Source organism: Streptomyces sp. B3I8 (assembly GCF_030816915.1).
Taxonomy (GTDB): Bacteria; Actinomycetota; Actinomycetes; order Streptomycetales; family Streptomycetaceae; genus Streptomyces.
The window spans coordinates 6,366,138-6,383,096 of the sequence record NZ_JAUSYN010000002.1 but is presented as its reverse complement, the minus strand read 5'-3'; the positions used below and the strand labels follow the sequence as shown (position 1 = coordinate 6,383,096).

Here is a 16,959-nt window from a genome sequence, read left to right as displayed (position 1 = left end):
CCCGCCGGGGATTACGGGACAGCCCTTAGCCCCGCGGCCACCGCTCTCCGCCCCGGAGTGCCGCGCCGGTATGCGTCGGAGGACGGCCGCGCGCAGTCTCACCTGCTGCGGATGGTCCGGTGGGAGAACTCCACCAGGTAGTCCGATGGCAGTCATGTGACGCATACCTCGGCTGAGCGTCCGGATACAGAATCGTGATGCGCGCACGGTCGTGCCTCACCGGGTCGGCGGGGCAGGCACGACCGGCGCCGACGGTGGCGTCGCTTCCGCGCAGGGGGTCACCGTAGCCGCACATCTCGGCAAGGAAAGGTCACTCTCATGGTCACCGATGGCTCGTGGCTGGTAGGACTCGGGTTCCGCACGCCTTGCGGTCGGCTGGTACGCCACTTCTATGTGGTCGATGACACGGCCGACGCGGAGCACGCCCGCAAAACAGCTCTTGAGAGAGCCGACCACCCGCGCGAACGCGCGGCCCGCGCCGATCTGCGGCTCGAGGACGGGTGTGTCGAGATACGCCGGGTGCTGCGCGATCCTTTGGGCACCCGGCGGCTGTCCGTCCCAAGTCCATGCACCGCTCACCACCTTGATGCCTGAGCGCTGGCGTGCATGCTGTTTCACTTGCAATTCGGCGGCGTTTCCCGCATCCCCGCATCAGTCACGTGACGGATACAGGCGATTCCCATCTCAGTCACGTGACTGATACCCGTTGACTGCTCCTGGAAGCACCATGGTTGAACAGGCCGTGATGACATGAAAGCGGCTTTGTCACAGTCCTGGCCGCCTCCAACGGCCGGCGCAACAGGACGTCATGTGTGGATTTCATCGGAGTGCAATAAATGGACAGCGAAATTCGTTCACGTTCCCTGAGCCGGCGCGGCTTCGTCGGAATGACCGCGGGCATCGGCGCGGCCGTCGGTGCCGCCGGCCTGTTCGGCAGCCGGCTCCCCGCGTCCGCCGCCGAACGCCGCACGCGGGTCCAGACGATCGAACTGGGCAAGGTCACCATCACCCGTGTCGTCGAGTTCAGCGGTCCGGTGGGCCTGACGTCGCGCCAGTTCTTCCCGGACAGCGCGCCGGAGCTGTGGCAGGAGAACGAGAACTGGCTGAGCCCGGACTTCTGGAGCTCCGGCACCGACATGGTCAGCTCCGCCCTGCAGACCTGGGTCCTGCGTAGTGAGGGCAAGACGATCCTGATCGACACGGGCGCCGGAAACGACAAATTCCGTCCCTACGCCAAGCAGTGGCAGTACATGGACACCGACTTCCTGCGCCGCCTCGCCCGCGCCGGGGTCCGTCCCGAGGACGTCGACGTCGTCGTGAACACCCACCTCCACAACGACCACGTCGGCTGGAACACCCAACGCAGGGACCGCGACTGGGTGCCGACCTTCCCCAACGCCACGTACGTGATCCCCAAGGTCGAATTCGACTTCTGGAACCCCCAGGGCCCGGCGCGGCCGAAATACTGGCAGGGCAACCAGAACGTCTGGGAGGATAGCGTACTCCCGGTCCACAACGCCGGCCTGGTGAAGCTGTGGGAGGACTCGCACACCCTGGACGGCAGCCTGAAGCTGCACCTCGCCCCCGGGCACACTCCCGGCTCGTCCGTCCTCCGGCTGGAATCGGGCAAGGAAAAGGCGCTGTTCACCGGCGACCTGCTGCACACCCCGCTCCAGCTCGAGCACCCCGAATTCAACAGCTGCTTCGAGGAGGACGAGAAGAACGCGCTCGCGACCCGGCGCCGCGAACTGGAGTGGGCCGCCGACAACAAGGCCCTCGTCCTGCCCGCCCACCTTCCCGGCCACGGCGCCGCCGAGGTGGAGCGCAACGGCAGCTACTTCAAGATCAAGGAGTGGGCGGGCTTCAGCCGCAGCTGAACCGGCCGGAAGGACCGCCGGGCATCGCGAGCCCCCACCCACCACCACTCCGGCGATGAGCGCCTGAGGCCCGCGACCGCTGGGCGACGAGCGGGGCGCCGGCACCCGACACCGGTCCGGCGCCCTGCGACCACCGGGCACCCGGGCACCCGGGCGCTGCTCAGCCCGTCGTGGCCGTGGGGCGGTCCGGGCAGTGGGAGGTCCGGGCCGTGTCGCTGTCCAGCACCGGCAGTCAGCCGCAGCGGGCACCGACGGCAAGGACCTGCGCGGGTGCGCAATCCATGTCGCGCCGCAGAACCTGGCTGTCACCTGCGAGGTCTCCCCGGATACGCGGGCATCCCGCTGCGCTGCACAGCACCGCCGCCGCCGCCGCCAAAACCGGAGCACGCGGGACGCGGCTCGGCGCATCGGAGAGTGCAGCCCGTCTCCCGTCCCGGTGGCGGGCTCCCGTGCCCGTTCAGTCACGACCCTCCGAAAGCAGTCACCTGACGCATACCGGACGGAACCCCCGCTCGTCGAGACTGATGACGCGGTAATGAGCCGGCCGGCGGGACCCTCAGCCCCCTCCCCTCGCCGTCTGGCGTATCGCGGTGACGCAGGGTCCCGCGCGGACGACCGCCACGCGGTGGCTCCGCGCCGTCAGCCGCGGGCACGACCGTCCACAGGCGGAAGGATGACGGAGAACCCCATGGTGGCAAGGACAAAAGCATTGCTGTGGGACCGCTTGGCCGGCATTGGCCCGGGGCTGATGCGTCTCACCTCCGCGATGCGCGCCGTGCTCGGCGCCGCCGCGACCCTCGCCGTGCTGACAGCGCTGCAAGGGTCCGACATGGCACTGCTGGCCGGCGGTTTCACCGCGATGGTGACGTCACTGGCGATCAGTGACCTGCACCCGCGCAACCAGCTCATCACGCTCGGGCTCGGGGCTCCACTCTTCCTCGCGGCCCTGACCGCCGGAGCCGTGCTGGCTCCGTACCCGACGGCAGCGAAGATGCTGTTCCTGCTGCTGATCCATCTGGCCGTCCAGGCCCGCCGATTCGGCGCGAGAGGGCTGGGGCTGGGGATCTTCGGCTTCATGGCCTTCTTCCTGTCGCAGTTCACCCAGGCCCGAGTGGTCCAGCTTCCGCAGCTCGGGGCAGCGGTACTCATCGCATTCGGGGCCGTCGCGACCGTGTGGTACTGCGCGGGCCCCAGGACGGTGTCCGGCGTCCTGACGCGGCTGCGGCGTGCCTTCGACGGGCGTCTGCACGATGTCCTACGGGACACAGCCTCCATGATCGCCACTGGTCAGGACGTCCACACCCGGAGGCGATCGTTGGAGCGCCACCTGGACAGGCTGCACGCATCCGTGCTTCTGATCGAGGACTTCCTCGATGAACGCGCGGTCGACCGGGCCACCGACGACCTGCTGCTGCAGCACATCTCTCATGTCGAGGTGGCTGCGCAGCGGCTAGCCGTGCTCACAGTCCGCGCGGCCCGAACGCAACCGAGCCTCGACGGCCTGGCGGAACGGACAGCACGACAGCAGCTCGCGGGACGGATCCAGGTTCTCCGACACCAGTTGACCGTTGGAACGGCCCGTCCCTCCGAGCAGTACGGGGAGCAGCGTGAGGACGGTCCGGCGCGCCGGCCGGCCGGATCCGCACACGTGCGGGACTGCTTCCAAGCAGTCGACGAACTCACCGCAGCCCTGCGGGCTCTCGGCCCGCGCGTCGGCCTCCGGCGAGAACGCGGGACACCTGCGCGCGAGCCCGCCACACTGCAGGGGCAAGCCCTCGCAGTGGAGCGGCGCGGGGAAAGGGACACCGCAAGCCTGAAGCGCGCGGTCACCCAACAGGCCTTCCAGGTGACCACTGCCTCGGCACTCGCCATCGTGGGCGGTCATCTCCTGTCCCCGCAGCTGTGGTACTGGGCCGTCGCGGCGTCCTGGGTCGTATTCATCAAGAACGAGAGCATCGGCGAAGTCCTGTTGCAAAGTCTCCGGCGGCTGACGGGCACCGTCATCGGCGTGGTGGCCGGCTACGGTCTCGCCGCCCTGGTCGGCGGAGACGGCCCGCTTCTCCTGGTCCTGCTGCTGGTCTGCATGTTCGGGATGTTCTCCATGCCGTCCGTCGCCTACTGGGCGGTGACGTTCTTCATCACCTGCATGCTCAGCCTGCTGCTCGCGCTCCTGGGCACCTTCTCGACGCACGTGCTGCTCCTGCGCGTCGAGGAGACCGCACTGGGAGTGGCCTGCGGGATCCTCGCCGCCGTCCTGATTCTGCCCACCACGGTCCGCCGGGCCAGTGACGAGGAATTGGCCAACTTCCTGCTGGTCCTCCACCGCCTCCTTCGGGCCACCACAGGAAGCCCGGGCGCGGGAACATCGACGAGCTGGGTGCGCGCGGCCCATGACCTCGACCAAGCACTGGAGTCCTTCGGCAAAGCGTCTCTGCCGCTCACCCACCCGCTCAACCCGCAGCGTGGTCGACGTGATCGCGCCCGCCACCTGGTGGAACTGCTGGAGGCTGCTGCTTACCACGCACGGAGCCTGGCCGCCACGGCCGGGCGTTTCCCGGCGGGCCAGGACGCGCAGTGCGCCACCCGGCTCACCGCCGCGGCCGACCGCGCGCAGGAGACCGTGACACAGCTGATCCGCATCACGCGCCGTCGACCGGGAGTCGCCTCGCACACAGCGCGCCCCAGGGTCACCAGGGCGCTGTCCCTGCTCTCGGACGAGCGGCGTATGCGTCGCCCGGAGCAGCGCCTGCTGCTGCACATCGATCACCTCGACGCGACCTTGATCGTGCTCGCGCGAGCCCTGGACCCGCTCGCCCCGGAACCCGGCCACGCCCCGGGCCGTCGTCCGCACGGCACCGGGCCACGACCGGCCGCACCACTTCGCGGGACGTGCACGTCCGCGACTACGGCCGTCCCCTGTGCCCCCCGCGCGTAGACGGCGACCGACCGTGTCGCCCGCCAAATCGAGCAGCCTCGAATCCTTCTCGGCCGCCACTTCTTTCCCGGACGGCACAGGCCGGGGCGTGGGCCGGTGGGCACGGGTCGTCGTTGAGGTGCGACTCCGTCCAGCGGTCGGCGGTCCGTCGTGGCCAGGTGCAGTCACGTGACGTATACCGCGGCACGTGCCCGGTGCCGCAGCATCGTGGTGCGGGGTCGCTCACGGAGCGGTCGTACTCGCCGGGAGGCGGCCCTGTCGCCACCCGGCGGGGACCGGCATGAAGGCTCCGCAGCCCCGGCCGTCTCCCACCCGGGTGGTCGTCGGCCGGAAGCGGATGTCAAGCCCATCCTCCGGTTGCGCGCCGGCACGTCGAAGGCGCACCGCCCCGCAGCTGCGAGGCATCCGCGTTCCCGTAGTGAACAGCCGCTCATCCGCATCCGTGCCGCACCACGGTCCCGAGCGATGCGGATCCGATCGAACTGGAGATCAATCATGGATACCATCACCCTCGGCGATGTCACGATTACCCGTGTCTGGGAATACTTCGGCCCCGTCGACATGACCCCCGAGGTGTTCTTCCCGGAGAGCCCGGCGGAGGCGTGGGAGACCCACCGTTCCTGGCTGGCGCCGGACTTCCTGGACGCCGAGACCCGGATCGTCAACTCCGCGATCCAGACGTGGGTGCTGCGCAGCGAGGGCAAGACCATTCTGGTCGACACCGGTGTCGGCAACCACAAGGAACGCCCCTACGCGCCGGTGTGGAGCCACCTGAACACGAACTTCCTGGACAACCTCGCCCGCGCCGGTGTCCGTCCCGAGGACGTCGACATCGTGATCAACACGCATCTGCACATCGACCACGTGGGCTGGAACACCTACCTCGACGGCCGGACCTGGGTGCCCACGTTCCCGAACGCCACCTACCTCATGCCCAAGGCGGACTTCGACTTCTGGAACCCGGCCAATGAGCACAAGCCCCTGCCGGGCCGCGGCAACCAGAACGTCTTCGAGGACAGCGTCGCCCCCGTGCACCAGGCCGGTCTGGCCCAGCTCTGGGAGGACAGCCACCGGATCGACGCCAACCTGCGCCTCGACCTCGCCCCCGGCCACACCCCGGGCTCCTCGATCCTGATGCTGGACTCCGGATCGGACCGGGCGGTCTTCGTCGGCGACATGATGCACAACCCGGTCCAGATCCACGAGCCCGACTCCAACAGCTGCTTCTGCGAGGACCCCGCCGCGGCCCGCGCCACCCGGCGCAAGGTCCTGAGCTGGGCGGCCGACAACAACGCCCTCGTCGTCCCCGCGCACCTGGGCGGCTCCGGCGCCGCCGAGGTGCAGCGCGACGGAGACAAGTTCGCCATCAAGTCCTGGGCCGCGTTCTCCCCGTACGCCCAGAGCTGATCAGCCGAGAGAGGCCCAACCGGTGAACAACCACACAAACCCCATCATAAAGACCGCGCAGGGTGCCGTCCGCGGTCTGCGCCAGGACGGCACCGCTGTCTTCCTCAACATCCCCTACGCCGCACCGCCCGTAGGCGCTGGCCGCTTCGCACCCCCGCGGCCCCACGCTCCGTGGGACGGGGTGCGCGACGCCACCGAGGCCGGGCCCACGGCACCGCAGGCCAAGCGGGACGCGTTCGGCGACCTGGACATGTCCCCGTACTTCGGCCCCGGCTGGATCCCCGGTGAGGACTACCTCACCGTCAACGTATGGGCGCCCGAGGGAGCGTCCGGCGACCTTCCCGTGATGGTCTTCGTGCACGGCGGCGGGTTCGTGGCCGGCTCGACCCGGTCCGCGCTCTACGACGGCAGCGCGTTCGCTCGCGACGGCGTCGTCTTCGTGACCCTCAACTACCGACTGGGCATCTCCGGCTTCCTCGACCTCCCCGGCGCCCCCGCCAACCGGGGCCTGCTCGACGTCGTCGCCGCCCTGCGGTGGGTGCGTTCCAACATCGCGGCCTTCGGTGGCGACCCGGGCAACGTCACCCTGCTCGGTCAGTCCGCGGGAGCCACCATCGTCGGCGGTGTCCTGGCGCATCGTGAGGCCGAAGGTCTCTTCCAGCACGCCATCGTCCAGAGCGGCAGCGGGCTGGGCGCCTTCAGCCCCGAGCAGGCCGCCCGCGTGACCCGGGCGGCGGCGGAGGCCCTCGGCGTCGAGCCCCGTGCGGACGCCTTCGCCGCCATCCCTGACGATCGGTTCGTCGAGATCATGCCCAAGCTGGCGGGTATCGACCTGAGGACCGAGACCCACTCCGATCCGCTGATCGGCCTGAGCCCGTTCAGCCTGGTCCTCGATGTGCAGCCGGCCGACGCCGTGGCCGCGGGCGCCGCCGAAGGCGTCGACCTGCTCGTCGGAACCAACTCCGAGGAGGGAAACCTCTACCTCGCCCCGCTGGGCAACTACTCCACGTCGACCGACGCCGACGTCGACGCCGCCGCGGCACGCGCGCACCGTGACCCTGCCGGACTCGTCGAGACCCTCCGTCGGGAGCGTCCGCAGGCGTCCTCCGGGGAACTCCGGTCGGCCATCATGGCCGATGCGCTCTTCGGCAAGGGCAGCCGGCGTATGGCCGAGGCCCACGCCTCCCACCACCCGAGGTCGGACACGTACGCCTACGAGTTCGCCTGGCGCTCCCAGGCGCTGAACGGTGAGCTGGGGGCCACCCACGCCATGGAGCTGCCCTTCGTCTTCGACGTCACCGCCCTGCCGCAGTTGCACGGCGCGAAGGCCATCCTCGGTCCGGTGGAACCTCCCGCCGAACTGTCGCGTCGGGTACACGCCACCTGGATCGAATTCGCCAGGAGTGGCGCCCCCGGCTGGGACCGCTACGAGACCACCCGTCGGGCCACCATGCGCATCGACAGCGAGTGGACTCTCACGGAGGATCCGCGCAGCGCGGAGCGACAGTTCTGGAGCTGAGCGCCGCCCACCCCGGGGCCCGCGGCACACGACGGCTCCCCGGGCTCCGGCAGCCGCCCTCACCGGCAGGCGCGGGCCGGCTTCGCAGCCGGAACGGGGCGGGCGTCCGCGTCCGCTCCCGGGACTGGTCATGAACCGAATCGGTCCATCCGCCCCCGTCCCCACCGGACCTTGACAGCCCGTCCCCACCGGACCTTGACAGCCCGGCCCTCCCGCCCCGTGGCCGGGCGGGCCCTCGCCGAGGTCACCCACCGAGACGCCTCGCGATCCTTCTCACCACGGATCCGGCCGTCTCGCAGACATTCCCCTCTGAAGCAGACCGAGGAAACTCCCATGAGCAGGACCATCATCAGTACCAAGGACGCCCCCGTGCTTCCCGCTCCCCTGTCCCAGGGCGTACGCAAGGGCGGACTCGTCCAGGTCGCCGGCCAGCTGCCCCTCGACCCGGCGACCGGGAACATCGTGGGCAGCACGGTCGCCGAGCAGACCGCACAGGTCCTGCGCAACGTCACCGCGGTCCTCGAAGCGGCCGGTGCGAGCCTGGAGGACGTGCTCATCCTGCGCGTCTACCTCACCGACCCGGCCCATCTCGCCGAGATGAACCAGGCATACGCCGAGGCGGTGGGCGAGCCGTTCCCGGCCCGTACCACCGTCTACATGGCGCTTCCGCCCGGCATGCTGGTGGAGATCGACGCCCTCGCCGCCATCGACGGCTGACCAGGGCCCGTCGCAGCGCGGCCGATCGGTTGCGACAGCCCGTCCCGGGTTGCCGCGACCGATCGGCCGCGTCATGACATACGGTGCCCGCGAGCGCCGTCGCTGGCCTGGTGGCACTCAACGGACGTCTTCGGAGAACGGAAAGGCATGACTGATCGCTTGCCGCAGGCGTGCCGCGCGCTCCGCGTCACCAGGGCCGACCTCGTGGACGCGGTGTGCGAGCTCTCGGGCCGGCCGGCGCCTCCCCGGGGAGCGCACCCTGTACGGGCTCTCTACCTGCAAGTCCTCGAAGTGGGCGCCACGACAGCGCCGGGGGCACTGCAACCGGGCGACATCAGCGCTGCCGCCCACGTGCGCTCCGGCGTCCTCGACGTCCAAGTGCCGGGCCCGTCAGAGGTCGCCGCACAATACATAGAGCAACTGGTGGACGACCTCGGCATCGGTGATCTCGCCCAGCTCGCCCATGACGCCGCGCTCACCTGGGAGGATGCGGCCAAGGGCGCCGCCACTGTGCTCGGCTTCGCCGGTCCGGACCTCGAGGAGACGCTGTGCGAACTCGGCGCCCACTCCCTCGTCGACGACATCGCCGAACGACCCCCACAGCACTGGGGCCGCCTCCACACGCAGGCGGTCCGTGCCGCCCTGTACCTCTGCCTGGCGGACCTGGCCGACGCCCTGATCGAGGCCTCCGAGTCCACACCCACCCCGCTGCGGTGGAGGAGCGGCGCAGAACAGGGGCAGGAGTCGGCAGAGGCTTGCATCAGCGGAGTGAAGCGCCACATCCTGGTCGACCGGGCGGAGGCTCTGCCGCCCCCGGAGATGCCGATCTGGAGCCATCCCGACGTCGCCCCCGTCCAGTTCACCTGGAGGTGGCAGCTGCGGCCGGGGACGTCCGAGCGCATCACACACGGCTGTGGGACCTTTCCCACCCCGTTCGCGGCTCGCCACGCGGCCGAGTGCGCTATCACCGCCATGTCGGCCGGCCATCGCGACCTGTGAGCCAGTCGACCAGCCCGTGCTGACCGTCGAGACCGATCTGGTCATCTGCGTTGGTGCGAGAAGACGCGTGGGCGGTCGGGGTGCGGGCCGAACCGCGGGACACTTCGTCGAGCACCGTGCCGCGGTCGTTGGCCGCGGCGATGGCCAACCGGCTCAGCTTCCTGCGGGACGGCACTCTCCAGATGCCGCGGACGCAGGTCAGCCGATACCTGTGCGGCGTGGTGCGGACAGAGCCTGATAGGTCACGTCGATCAGGTAATCGTTCAGGCTGTGTGACGCCGCTACGGCGACCGACTCGTCCCCGTGGGCCACCGCTTGCAGGATGGCGCTGTGCATGCGGGCGGCCTGCGCCAGGTGCGTGGTGACGTCCGGCAGATGGGCGAACCAGAAGCGACGGGACAGTGCCTGCAGCGGCGCCATGGCCAGCTGAAGGTAATCGTTGTGCGCCGCTGCCGTGACCAGTCCGTGAACGGACTTCAGCAGCAGCGCGAAGGCACGCATGTCGTCACCGTCGAAGGCGTCCAATCGGCCACTCAGTTCGACCATCGACTCCTTCTGCGGGGTCTCCGCGCGAAACACGGCGAGCCGCACCGCCAGGTCCTCCATCGCGCGGCGGAGCTCGAGCAGCAGGCGGAAGTGCTCCTCCGTGGAGATCGTGGCCACGAAGACTCCGCGGCGGGGAAGGATCTCGACCATGCGCTCGCGGGCGAGGCGCTGCAAGGCCTCGCGCACCGGCGTCCGCCCCAAGCCGGTGAGTTCCATCAGCATCGCCTCCGACAGGAGCTGTCCAGGAGCCAGCTCCTGGAAGGTGATCTTCTCTTCCAAGAGCTCATAAGCCTGGTCCGCCTTGTTCGGCTGGTGCTGCACGACGCTCCCTCTTGTTCACGGCCTGCGCCTACGTAGACAACGAACATTCTAGTCATGTACAACTGATATATGAGTAATACATCGCAGCGGGAGTTCCCCGCCTGGCGGTTGGACACCTCGGACATCGACGCTGAGGCGCTGCCATTGCTGGCCGATGTGGACGTCGTAGTGGTGGGAGCCGGTGCGGCCGGGGTCGCCGCAGCGACGATCGCGGCCGAAGCCGGTTGCACCGTCGTCCTGGTGGAGAAGTACGGCTTCGCCGGAGGGGCGGCGGTCGCCGGCATGTCCGGCACCATCTGCGGCCTGTACCTGGCCTCGGAAGCCCCCCGCGCCCCGGAGCGTCTCGTCCAGGGCTTCACCGACCGTTTCCGCTCCGAACTGCGCAGGCGCGGCGGACTCACCGACCCGCAGCGGTACGGCAAGACGTGGACCGAGGCCCACGACCCGCTGGTGTGGCGGGAAACCGCCGACGCCCTGCTGGAGACAGCCGGCGTCCGCCTGCTGTTCCACACCGGAGTCATCGCACCGGTCATGGACGGTGACACGTTGCGCGGCGTGGTGGTGGAGTCCAATGCCGGCCGCTCGGTCGTCCGGGCACGCCGTGTGATCGACGCCTCCGGCGATGCCGCCGTCGTGGCTCGCGCCGGCGGTGCCACCTTCTTCGGAGACGACGGCGCCATCCAGAACCCGACCATGTTCTTCCGGCTCGGCAACGTCGACACCGACGCGTACGAGGACTACTACGGCCCCGACACCATCTGCCCGCCCGAGGTGACAGAAGCCCTCGAACAGGCCCGAGAGCGGGGGGCCGACCTCCCACGTTCCAAGATATGGATCTTCCGCACGCCGCGCCCCGGTGAACTCCTGGTCAACGCCACCCGCCTCATCGGCCGTGACGGCAGGATGCTGAACGTCATCGACCCCGAGGACTTCACGGAAGCCGAGCTCTACGGCCGCCGCCAGGTACGTGAGTACGAGACGTTCCTGCGGGCCAACCTGCCCGGCTGTGAGAACTCCTTCGTGGTCGACACCGGCGTCGAGGCGGGTATCCGGCAGACACGCAGCATCGTCGGGGTCGACACCCTCCGCAACGACGACGTGGTCGCGTGCCGCAAGCGTCCCGACGGCGTGGTCCGCTCCGCGTGGCCGATCGAGCTGCACAGCGGCGACCACCCGAAGCTGACCTGGCTCTACGACGACTTCTACGAGGTGCCCTATCAGGCACTCGTCCCCCGCACCGGGGAGAACGTCATCGTCGCCGGCCGCTGCCTGAGCGCCCAGCACGAGGCGCTCGCCTCCGCCCGTGTCACCGCCCAGTGCTTCGAGTACGGCCATGCGGCAGCCGCGGCCACCCTCATGTCCCTGGAGACCGACACCCCCTACCGCCGTCTCGACGGCCAGGACGTGCGTGCACGGATGCGCCTGGCCGGAAGTGACCTGTGACCGACCTCCGGCCCCGTACCCGCCCGCTCACCCACCCCGTAGCCGCCCCTTCACACACCCGTAGCCGCCCGCTCACACACCCCGTACACGCTTGAGAGAGAGCCGCCGCCATGTCCTCCACCAGCCAGCACAGCCCGGCCCACCCCACCGAACGTCGCCCGCTGCCCGACGAGGACCGCGGCAGCCCCGGCCGCCTGCGCAGCAACTTCACGCCCGGCAGCACGAGGTGGGCCGTACGCAGGGCGCAGTGGACGTCGATGGGACACGCCCCGGAGGACCAGGAGCGCCCGAAGATCGCCGTGGTCAACACCTCGTCCAAGCTCTCCGTGTGCTTCGCCCACCTCGACGGCATCGTCGACGTCGTCTCCGAGGCGATCTGGGAAGCAGGGGGACTGCCCCTGGAGATCAGGACGGTCGCCCCGAGCGACTTCGTCACCAGCGCCGGCCGCAAGGGGCGTTATCTCATGCCCACGCGCGACCTCATCGTCAACGACATCGAGGCCGCCGTCGAAGGAGCTTCCCTCGACGGAATGGTGTGCCTCTCCTCCTGCGACAAGACCACCCCGGCCCACCTGATGGCCTCCGCGCGCCTCGACCTCCCCTCGATCCTCGTCATCGGCGGCTACCAACAGGGTGGACAGCACGCCGGCTGCTCTGTCGACATCGATACCGTCTACGAGTCGGTCGGTGCCGTGAAGTCCGGACGCATGACCACCGAGGAACTGGGCCGGCTCGCCGACTCGGCCATCAAAGGTCCCGGAGTCTGCGCGGGGCTGGCCACGGCCAACACCATGCACATCCTCGCGGAGTCCCTCGGCATGACCATCCCAGGCTCGGCGCCCACCCGAGCCGACTCCGTACCCATGCGCGCCCGGGCCGCGGAGGCCGGCACCCGCATCGTCGACATGGTGGCCGAAGGCCTGACCGCCCGTAAGGTCCTCACCCGCGAGGCCGTCGGCAACGCCATCGAAGTGGCACTGGCATTGGGCGGATCCGTCAACTGCGTGCGGCACCTCGCGGCCGTCGCCAACGAGGCGGACCTCGACATGGATGTGGTCGCCGCCTTCGAGGAGCGAGGACGCAGCGCCGTCCAGCTCGCCACCATCCGGCCCAACGGACCCCATCAGGTCTGGGATCTCGACCGAGTCGGAGGTGTGCAGACCGTTCTGCGTACGCTCCTGCCCCGCCTCGACCAGGGCGCCCGCACCGTCTCCGGCCGCACTGTCGGTGAACTCGCACGCGAGGCATCCGAGGCGGACGGTCAGATTCTGCGCCGGCTCGACGATCCGGTCCGCGACGAACCCGGACTGCTCATCATGCGCGGCTCTCTCGCGCCGGACGGTGCCATCGTCAAGGTCGCGGGCGCCGGCGACGCCCGACGCCAGTTCTCCGGGAAGGCCAACGTGTTCGCCTCCGAGGACGAGGCCATCAGTGCCCTCGGGGAGAACGGCATCCAGCCCGGTGAAGTGATCATCCTGCGCGGTATGGGTCCCCGCGGCGGTCCGGGCACGGTGTTCGCCGCAAGCTTCGTCGCCGCCCTCAATGGCGCCGGCCTCGGTGGCCAGGTCGCAGTGGTCACCGATGGCGAGCTCTCCGGCCTCAACCACGGACTGGTCGTCGGACAGGTCATGCCGGAGGCTGCGGACGGCGGCCCCCTCGCCGGCGTCGAGGCAGGTGACACCATCAGCATCGACCTCGACGCCCGGCTCATCGACGTCTCGCCCCTCAGGCATGGCAGTCCGGTGACAGCCGGCCGGCCGGAAGAGGAACGGGGCTGGCTCGGCCAGTACGCCGCTCTCGTCGGCCCGGTCCAGCAGGGGGCAGTACTGCGCCGCCCGGCCCCGCTGGGACGGGAGAGCTCCGATGAATGAGCCGTCGCGGAATCCGCACGCCAGAAGAGCGGCCGCGGCCGCCCTCGTGGGCACAGTCCTGGAGTGGTACGACTTCATCATCTACGGCACAGCCGCCGCGATCGTCCTCAACTCGGCGTTCTTCCCCACTGACAACCCGGTGACCGGCACCCTTGCCGCCCTCGCCACCTATGCCGTCGGTTTCGTGGCCAGGCCATTGGGCGGGCTCGTGCTGGGGCGGCTGGGTGACCGGATGGGCCGCAAGAGGGTCCTGGTGCTGACCTTGCTGCTGATGGGCGGCGCCACCACGCTGATCGGCCTGCTGCCCACCTACGCGACCCTCGGCCCGCTCGCTCCCGCGCTACTGGTGCTGCTGAGGCTGGTGCAGGGCTTCGGCGCCGGTGGTGAGTACGCGGGAGCCGTGGTGCTGTCGGTGGAGCACGCCGATCCCGGGCGCCGAGGTCTTGCCGGATCGGCCGCACCCCTCGGTTTCGCCGTGGGGACTCTCCTCGCCAACGGCGTCTTCGCGCTGTTCATGTTGATGCCGACAAGCGCCTTCGAGGCCTGGGGCTGGCGCATCCCCTTCCTGCTCGGTGCGGTCTGTGTGGCCGTCGGCTACCTGGTGCGCCGACGGGTGCAGGAACCGGAGGCGTTCACGGCCGTCCAGGAGTCGGAGCGGCAGCCGTCGCCCCTGTTCGCGGCGTTGCGGCGGCATCCCCGCAGCTTCTTCATCGTGATCGGCACACGGATGGGGGAGAACGGCTTCGCGTACCTCTTCCCCGTCTTCGGGGTCGCCTACATCTCCACCACGCTGGGCCTCGGCGACTCCCTCGGCCTGGTCGCGGTCATGACCGCTTCCGCCGTACAACTGGCCACCGTTCCGTTCTACGGTTGGCTCAGCGATCGCTGGGGGCGCCGCCCCGTGTACGCGGCCGGTGCCGCACTCTCCCTGCTGTGGCTCGTCCCGTTCTTCCTCCTGGTCGGCACCACCGACTCCGTCGCGGTGGTCGGCGCCTTCGTCGTCGGCCTCGGGCTCGTCTATCCGGCGATGCTCGCGCCTCAGGCGGCTTGGTACGCGGAGCTCTTCGACACCGAGTTCAGGCTGACCGGCTTCGCCTTCGCCAGGGAGATCGGGTCCGTAGTCGCAGGGGGCCTGTCACCCTTCATCGCCACCGTTCTTTACGCATGGGCCGACCACTGGTGGCCCATCGTGGTCTACATGGCCCTGCTGTCCCTCATCACTCTCGCGGCGCTGGCCATGGGGCCGGAGACATCCGGCCGCGGCCTCGACCATGACGCCCGCACCCAAGACGGCCGCACCCCGAAGGCCGCCTCCGCGGTTGCCGTGCCACTCAGCCCTCGTGGACTCCAGAACCGAGCCGAGTGACGCACCCCGTCCGGTGGGGGCGCGGCGGCCGGTCGGGATGCCCCGTCCACCGCGCCCTCCTCGGCCCTGCTCCGGCAGCTCCGCCCGCCCTCGTACGCCTGGCTCCGCACTGGCGGCAGACGTCGTGTCCACCTCCGAGCAGCGCGGTTCGAATCGAGGTCGGATCGAAGCGCTTTCTCCGCCTCGACGGCCGGCGCCCAGGCCGTCGGCCCGAATCCCGATGCCCGCCCTGTTCACCGGCCCGCGCGGCGGACGAATCCCCACCGCCGTCCTGCGCGACGCCACACACCGGGACGACGTGGTCACCAAACTCGGCTACGAGCACCCACGCCGTCACGACCTCCGGCACACCGGACTGACCTGGTTCGCCGACGCCCAGGTCCAGGTACACGTCCTGCGACGCATCGCCGGCCACGGCTCCCTGACCACCACCCAGCGCTGCCCGCACCGGGACGTACACAGGATCACGGCCGCCGGGGCAGCGCTCTCCGCCCACCTCGGCGTCCTGCGCGCACCGCGCTCCCTGCCGAGCCCGATCGTCGTGACCCACTGGCCACGGTCAAGGGCGCCGGTCCCCAACCGGTCCCCAGCTGGTCCCCAAGAATGACGAAGGGCCGGTTTCGGATTCCTCCGAAACCGGCCCTGACCTGCGACCGTCTCCAGTCGGGACGACAGGATTTGAACCTGCGACCCCTTGACCCCCAGTCAAGTGCGCTACCAAGCTGCGCCACGTCCCGGTCGCGTCCGGCGCGGGCTGCCCGCGCGATCACGCAGGTCAACCCTACCGTACGGGCGCACCGCGTCCCAATTCCCGGCCGTGGGCGCCCGGCTCAAGCGGGGCCGCCGGCCAGGACCCCGGCGGCGTCCCCGGCCTCCGGCGGCATGTTGTACGGCGTCACCACCTGGATCGCCGACGGCCGCACGGGCCCCGCCGGGGGCAGTGCCCCGTGGGCCCGCAGGACGATCCGGCAGGCCTGGCGCATGTCCTGGCGCAGGTCGTGGTGGAGGACCGCGGAGAGCCGGTGCGCGGCCAGCAGCCGGGTGTTGTCCTGGTCGAGGTCGTGCGCGACGAACACCGCGCACTCGCGGCCCGCCGCCTCGAACGCCTCCAGCGTGGCCACGTTGCCGCCGCCGATCGAGTAGACCGCGCGGATCTCCGGATCGCGGGCGAGCGCGTCCCGGACGAGGTGGTACTGGGCGGCGTCCAGCCCCTGCCCCTCGTCGATCTCGACCAGCGCGTGCCGGGGCCGCAGGCTGCGCAGGGTGCCGCGGAAGCCCATCTCGCGCTCCTCCTCGTTGCGCATGAAGCCGCTGCTCAGACTGATCAGCACACTGCCGGGGCGGTCGCCGAGCCACTGCGCGGTCAGGTACGCGGCCGTCGCGCCGGCCGCCCGGTTGTCGATGCCGACGTAGGCGAGCCGGTCGGCCGCGGGCAGGTCGGTGGCGAGGGTCACGACCGGGACGCCGGCCGCCGTGAGCCGTCCGGCGGCGGCGGTGACCTCGGGCACGTCGGGTGCCTTCAGCAGCACGCCCCGGGAGCCGCGCCGGGCGATCCGGTCCAGGGTGGCGACGAGTTCCGCCACGGGTCCGGTCTCGCGCAGATGGAAGCGGCAGCGCAGCACCGCGGGCTGGAGCAGGGGCAGTTCGGCCTCCAGGGCGGCGCGCACGGCGGAGGAGAACCGTTCCGGCGCCTGCATCACGATGTCGATCATGAAGGTGCGGCCGACCAGTCCGACCTGCGTCCGCTGCCGGTCGAGCTCGGCGACGGCCCGGTGCACCTCGCGCGCGGTGCCGGGGCGCACTCCCCCGCGTTCGTTGAGGACACGGTCGACGGTGGCCTCGCTGAGCCCCGCCTGACGGGCGATCTCACGCAACGGGTACGGGTGGGGCATCTCAGGGGTCTCCTAGGGATTCGCTCCGGGGCGGCTGAGGGGTTTTTGAGGGTTCTCTGCTGGTTG

Annotated in this window: 12 protein-coding genes, 1 tRNA gene and 1 pseudogene; 11 read left to right on the top strand and 3 right to left on the bottom strand. The window is 70.2% G+C overall.

Going from position 1 to position 16,959, the window contains the following annotated elements; all coding sequences use genetic code 11:
- Window positions 1–318: 318 nt before the first annotated feature.
- The 7 genes from QFZ64_RS30495 to QFZ64_RS30465 all read left to right on the top strand — a co-directional run bounded on the left by QFZ64_RS30495 (window position 319) and on the right by QFZ64_RS30465 (window position 9,454).
- Window positions 319–594: a hypothetical protein gene (locus QFZ64_RS30495; protein ID WP_307070686.1), complete on the top strand. Its 276-nt coding sequence runs from the start codon at window positions 319–321 to the stop codon at window positions 592–594.
- Window positions 595–836: 242 nt separating this feature from the next.
- Window positions 837–1,877 carry an MBL fold metallo-hydrolase gene (locus tag QFZ64_RS30490; RefSeq protein ID WP_307070685.1) on the top strand — a complete coding sequence of 347 codons (1,041 nt, stop codon included), beginning with the start codon at window positions 837–839 and terminating at the stop codon, window positions 1,875–1,877.
- A gap of 688 nt (window positions 1,878–2,565) precedes the next feature.
- On the top strand, window positions 2,566–4,812 hold the full coding sequence (locus QFZ64_RS30485) for an FUSC family protein (protein ID WP_307070684.1): 2,247 nt from the start codon (window positions 2,566–2,568) through the stop codon (window positions 4,810–4,812).
- Window positions 4,813–5,307: 495 nt separating this feature from the next.
- Complete coding sequence (locus QFZ64_RS30480) at window positions 5,308–6,219, top strand: MBL fold metallo-hydrolase (protein WP_307070683.1); 912 nt, start codon at window positions 5,308–5,310, stop codon at window positions 6,217–6,219.
- Window positions 6,220–6,241: 22 nt separating this feature from the next.
- On the top strand, window positions 6,242–7,738 hold the full coding sequence (locus QFZ64_RS30475) for a carboxylesterase/lipase family protein (RefSeq protein WP_307070682.1): 1,497 nt from the start codon (window positions 6,242–6,244) through the stop codon (window positions 7,736–7,738).
- A 333-nt stretch (window positions 7,739–8,071) separates the two neighbouring features.
- Window positions 8,072–8,455, top strand: coding sequence for a RidA family protein (locus QFZ64_RS30470; RefSeq protein WP_307070681.1), 384 nt, complete (start codon window positions 8,072–8,074; stop codon window positions 8,453–8,455).
- Window positions 8,456–8,602: 147 nt separating this feature from the next.
- On the top strand, window positions 8,603–9,454 hold the full coding sequence (locus QFZ64_RS30465; protein WP_307070680.1) for a hypothetical protein: 852 nt from the start codon (window positions 8,603–8,605) through the stop codon (window positions 9,452–9,454).
- 198 nt (window positions 9,455–9,652) lie between these two features.
- On the opposite strand, the gene QFZ64_RS30460 is transcribed toward QFZ64_RS30465, so the two are convergent.
- Window positions 9,653–10,321, bottom strand: coding sequence for a GntR family transcriptional regulator (locus QFZ64_RS30460; RefSeq protein ID WP_307070679.1), 669 nt, complete (start codon window positions 10,319–10,321; stop codon window positions 9,653–9,655).
- Window positions 10,322–10,390: 69 nt separating this feature from the next.
- On the opposite strand from QFZ64_RS30460, the gene QFZ64_RS30455 reads away from it, so the two are divergent.
- The 4 genes and pseudogenes from QFZ64_RS30455 to QFZ64_RS30440 all read left to right on the top strand — a co-directional run.
- Window positions 10,391–11,764 carry an FAD-dependent oxidoreductase gene (locus QFZ64_RS30455; RefSeq protein ID WP_307070678.1) on the top strand — a complete coding sequence of 458 codons (1,374 nt, stop codon included), beginning with the start codon at window positions 10,391–10,393 and terminating at the stop codon, window positions 11,762–11,764.
- A 110-nt stretch (window positions 11,765–11,874) separates the two neighbouring features.
- Window positions 11,875–13,635, top strand: a complete 1,761-nt coding sequence (locus tag QFZ64_RS30450) for a dihydroxy-acid dehydratase (protein WP_307070677.1) — start codon at window positions 11,875–11,877, stop codon at window positions 13,633–13,635.
- Window positions 13,628–15,001: an MFS transporter gene (locus QFZ64_RS30445; RefSeq protein WP_307070676.1), complete on the top strand. Its 1,374-nt coding sequence runs from the start codon at window positions 13,628–13,630 to the stop codon at window positions 14,999–15,001. Before QFZ64_RS30450 ends, QFZ64_RS30445 begins: the two co-directional genes overlap by 8 nt.
- A gap of 201 nt (window positions 15,002–15,202) precedes the next feature.
- Window positions 15,203–15,608 (top strand): annotated as a pseudogene (locus QFZ64_RS30440) (tyrosine-type recombinase/integrase); the annotation flags it as partial.
- A gap of 56 nt (window positions 15,609–15,664) precedes the next feature.
- Here QFZ64_RS30440 and QFZ64_RS30435 read toward each other — a convergent pair.
- Window positions 15,665–15,738, bottom strand: a tRNA-Pro gene (locus QFZ64_RS30435).
- Window positions 15,739–15,831: 93 nt separating this feature from the next.
- Window positions 15,832–16,893, bottom strand: a complete 1,062-nt coding sequence (locus tag QFZ64_RS30430) for a LacI family DNA-binding transcriptional regulator (protein WP_307070675.1) — start codon at window positions 16,891–16,893, stop codon at window positions 15,832–15,834.
- Window positions 16,894–16,959: the final 66 nt, after the last annotated feature.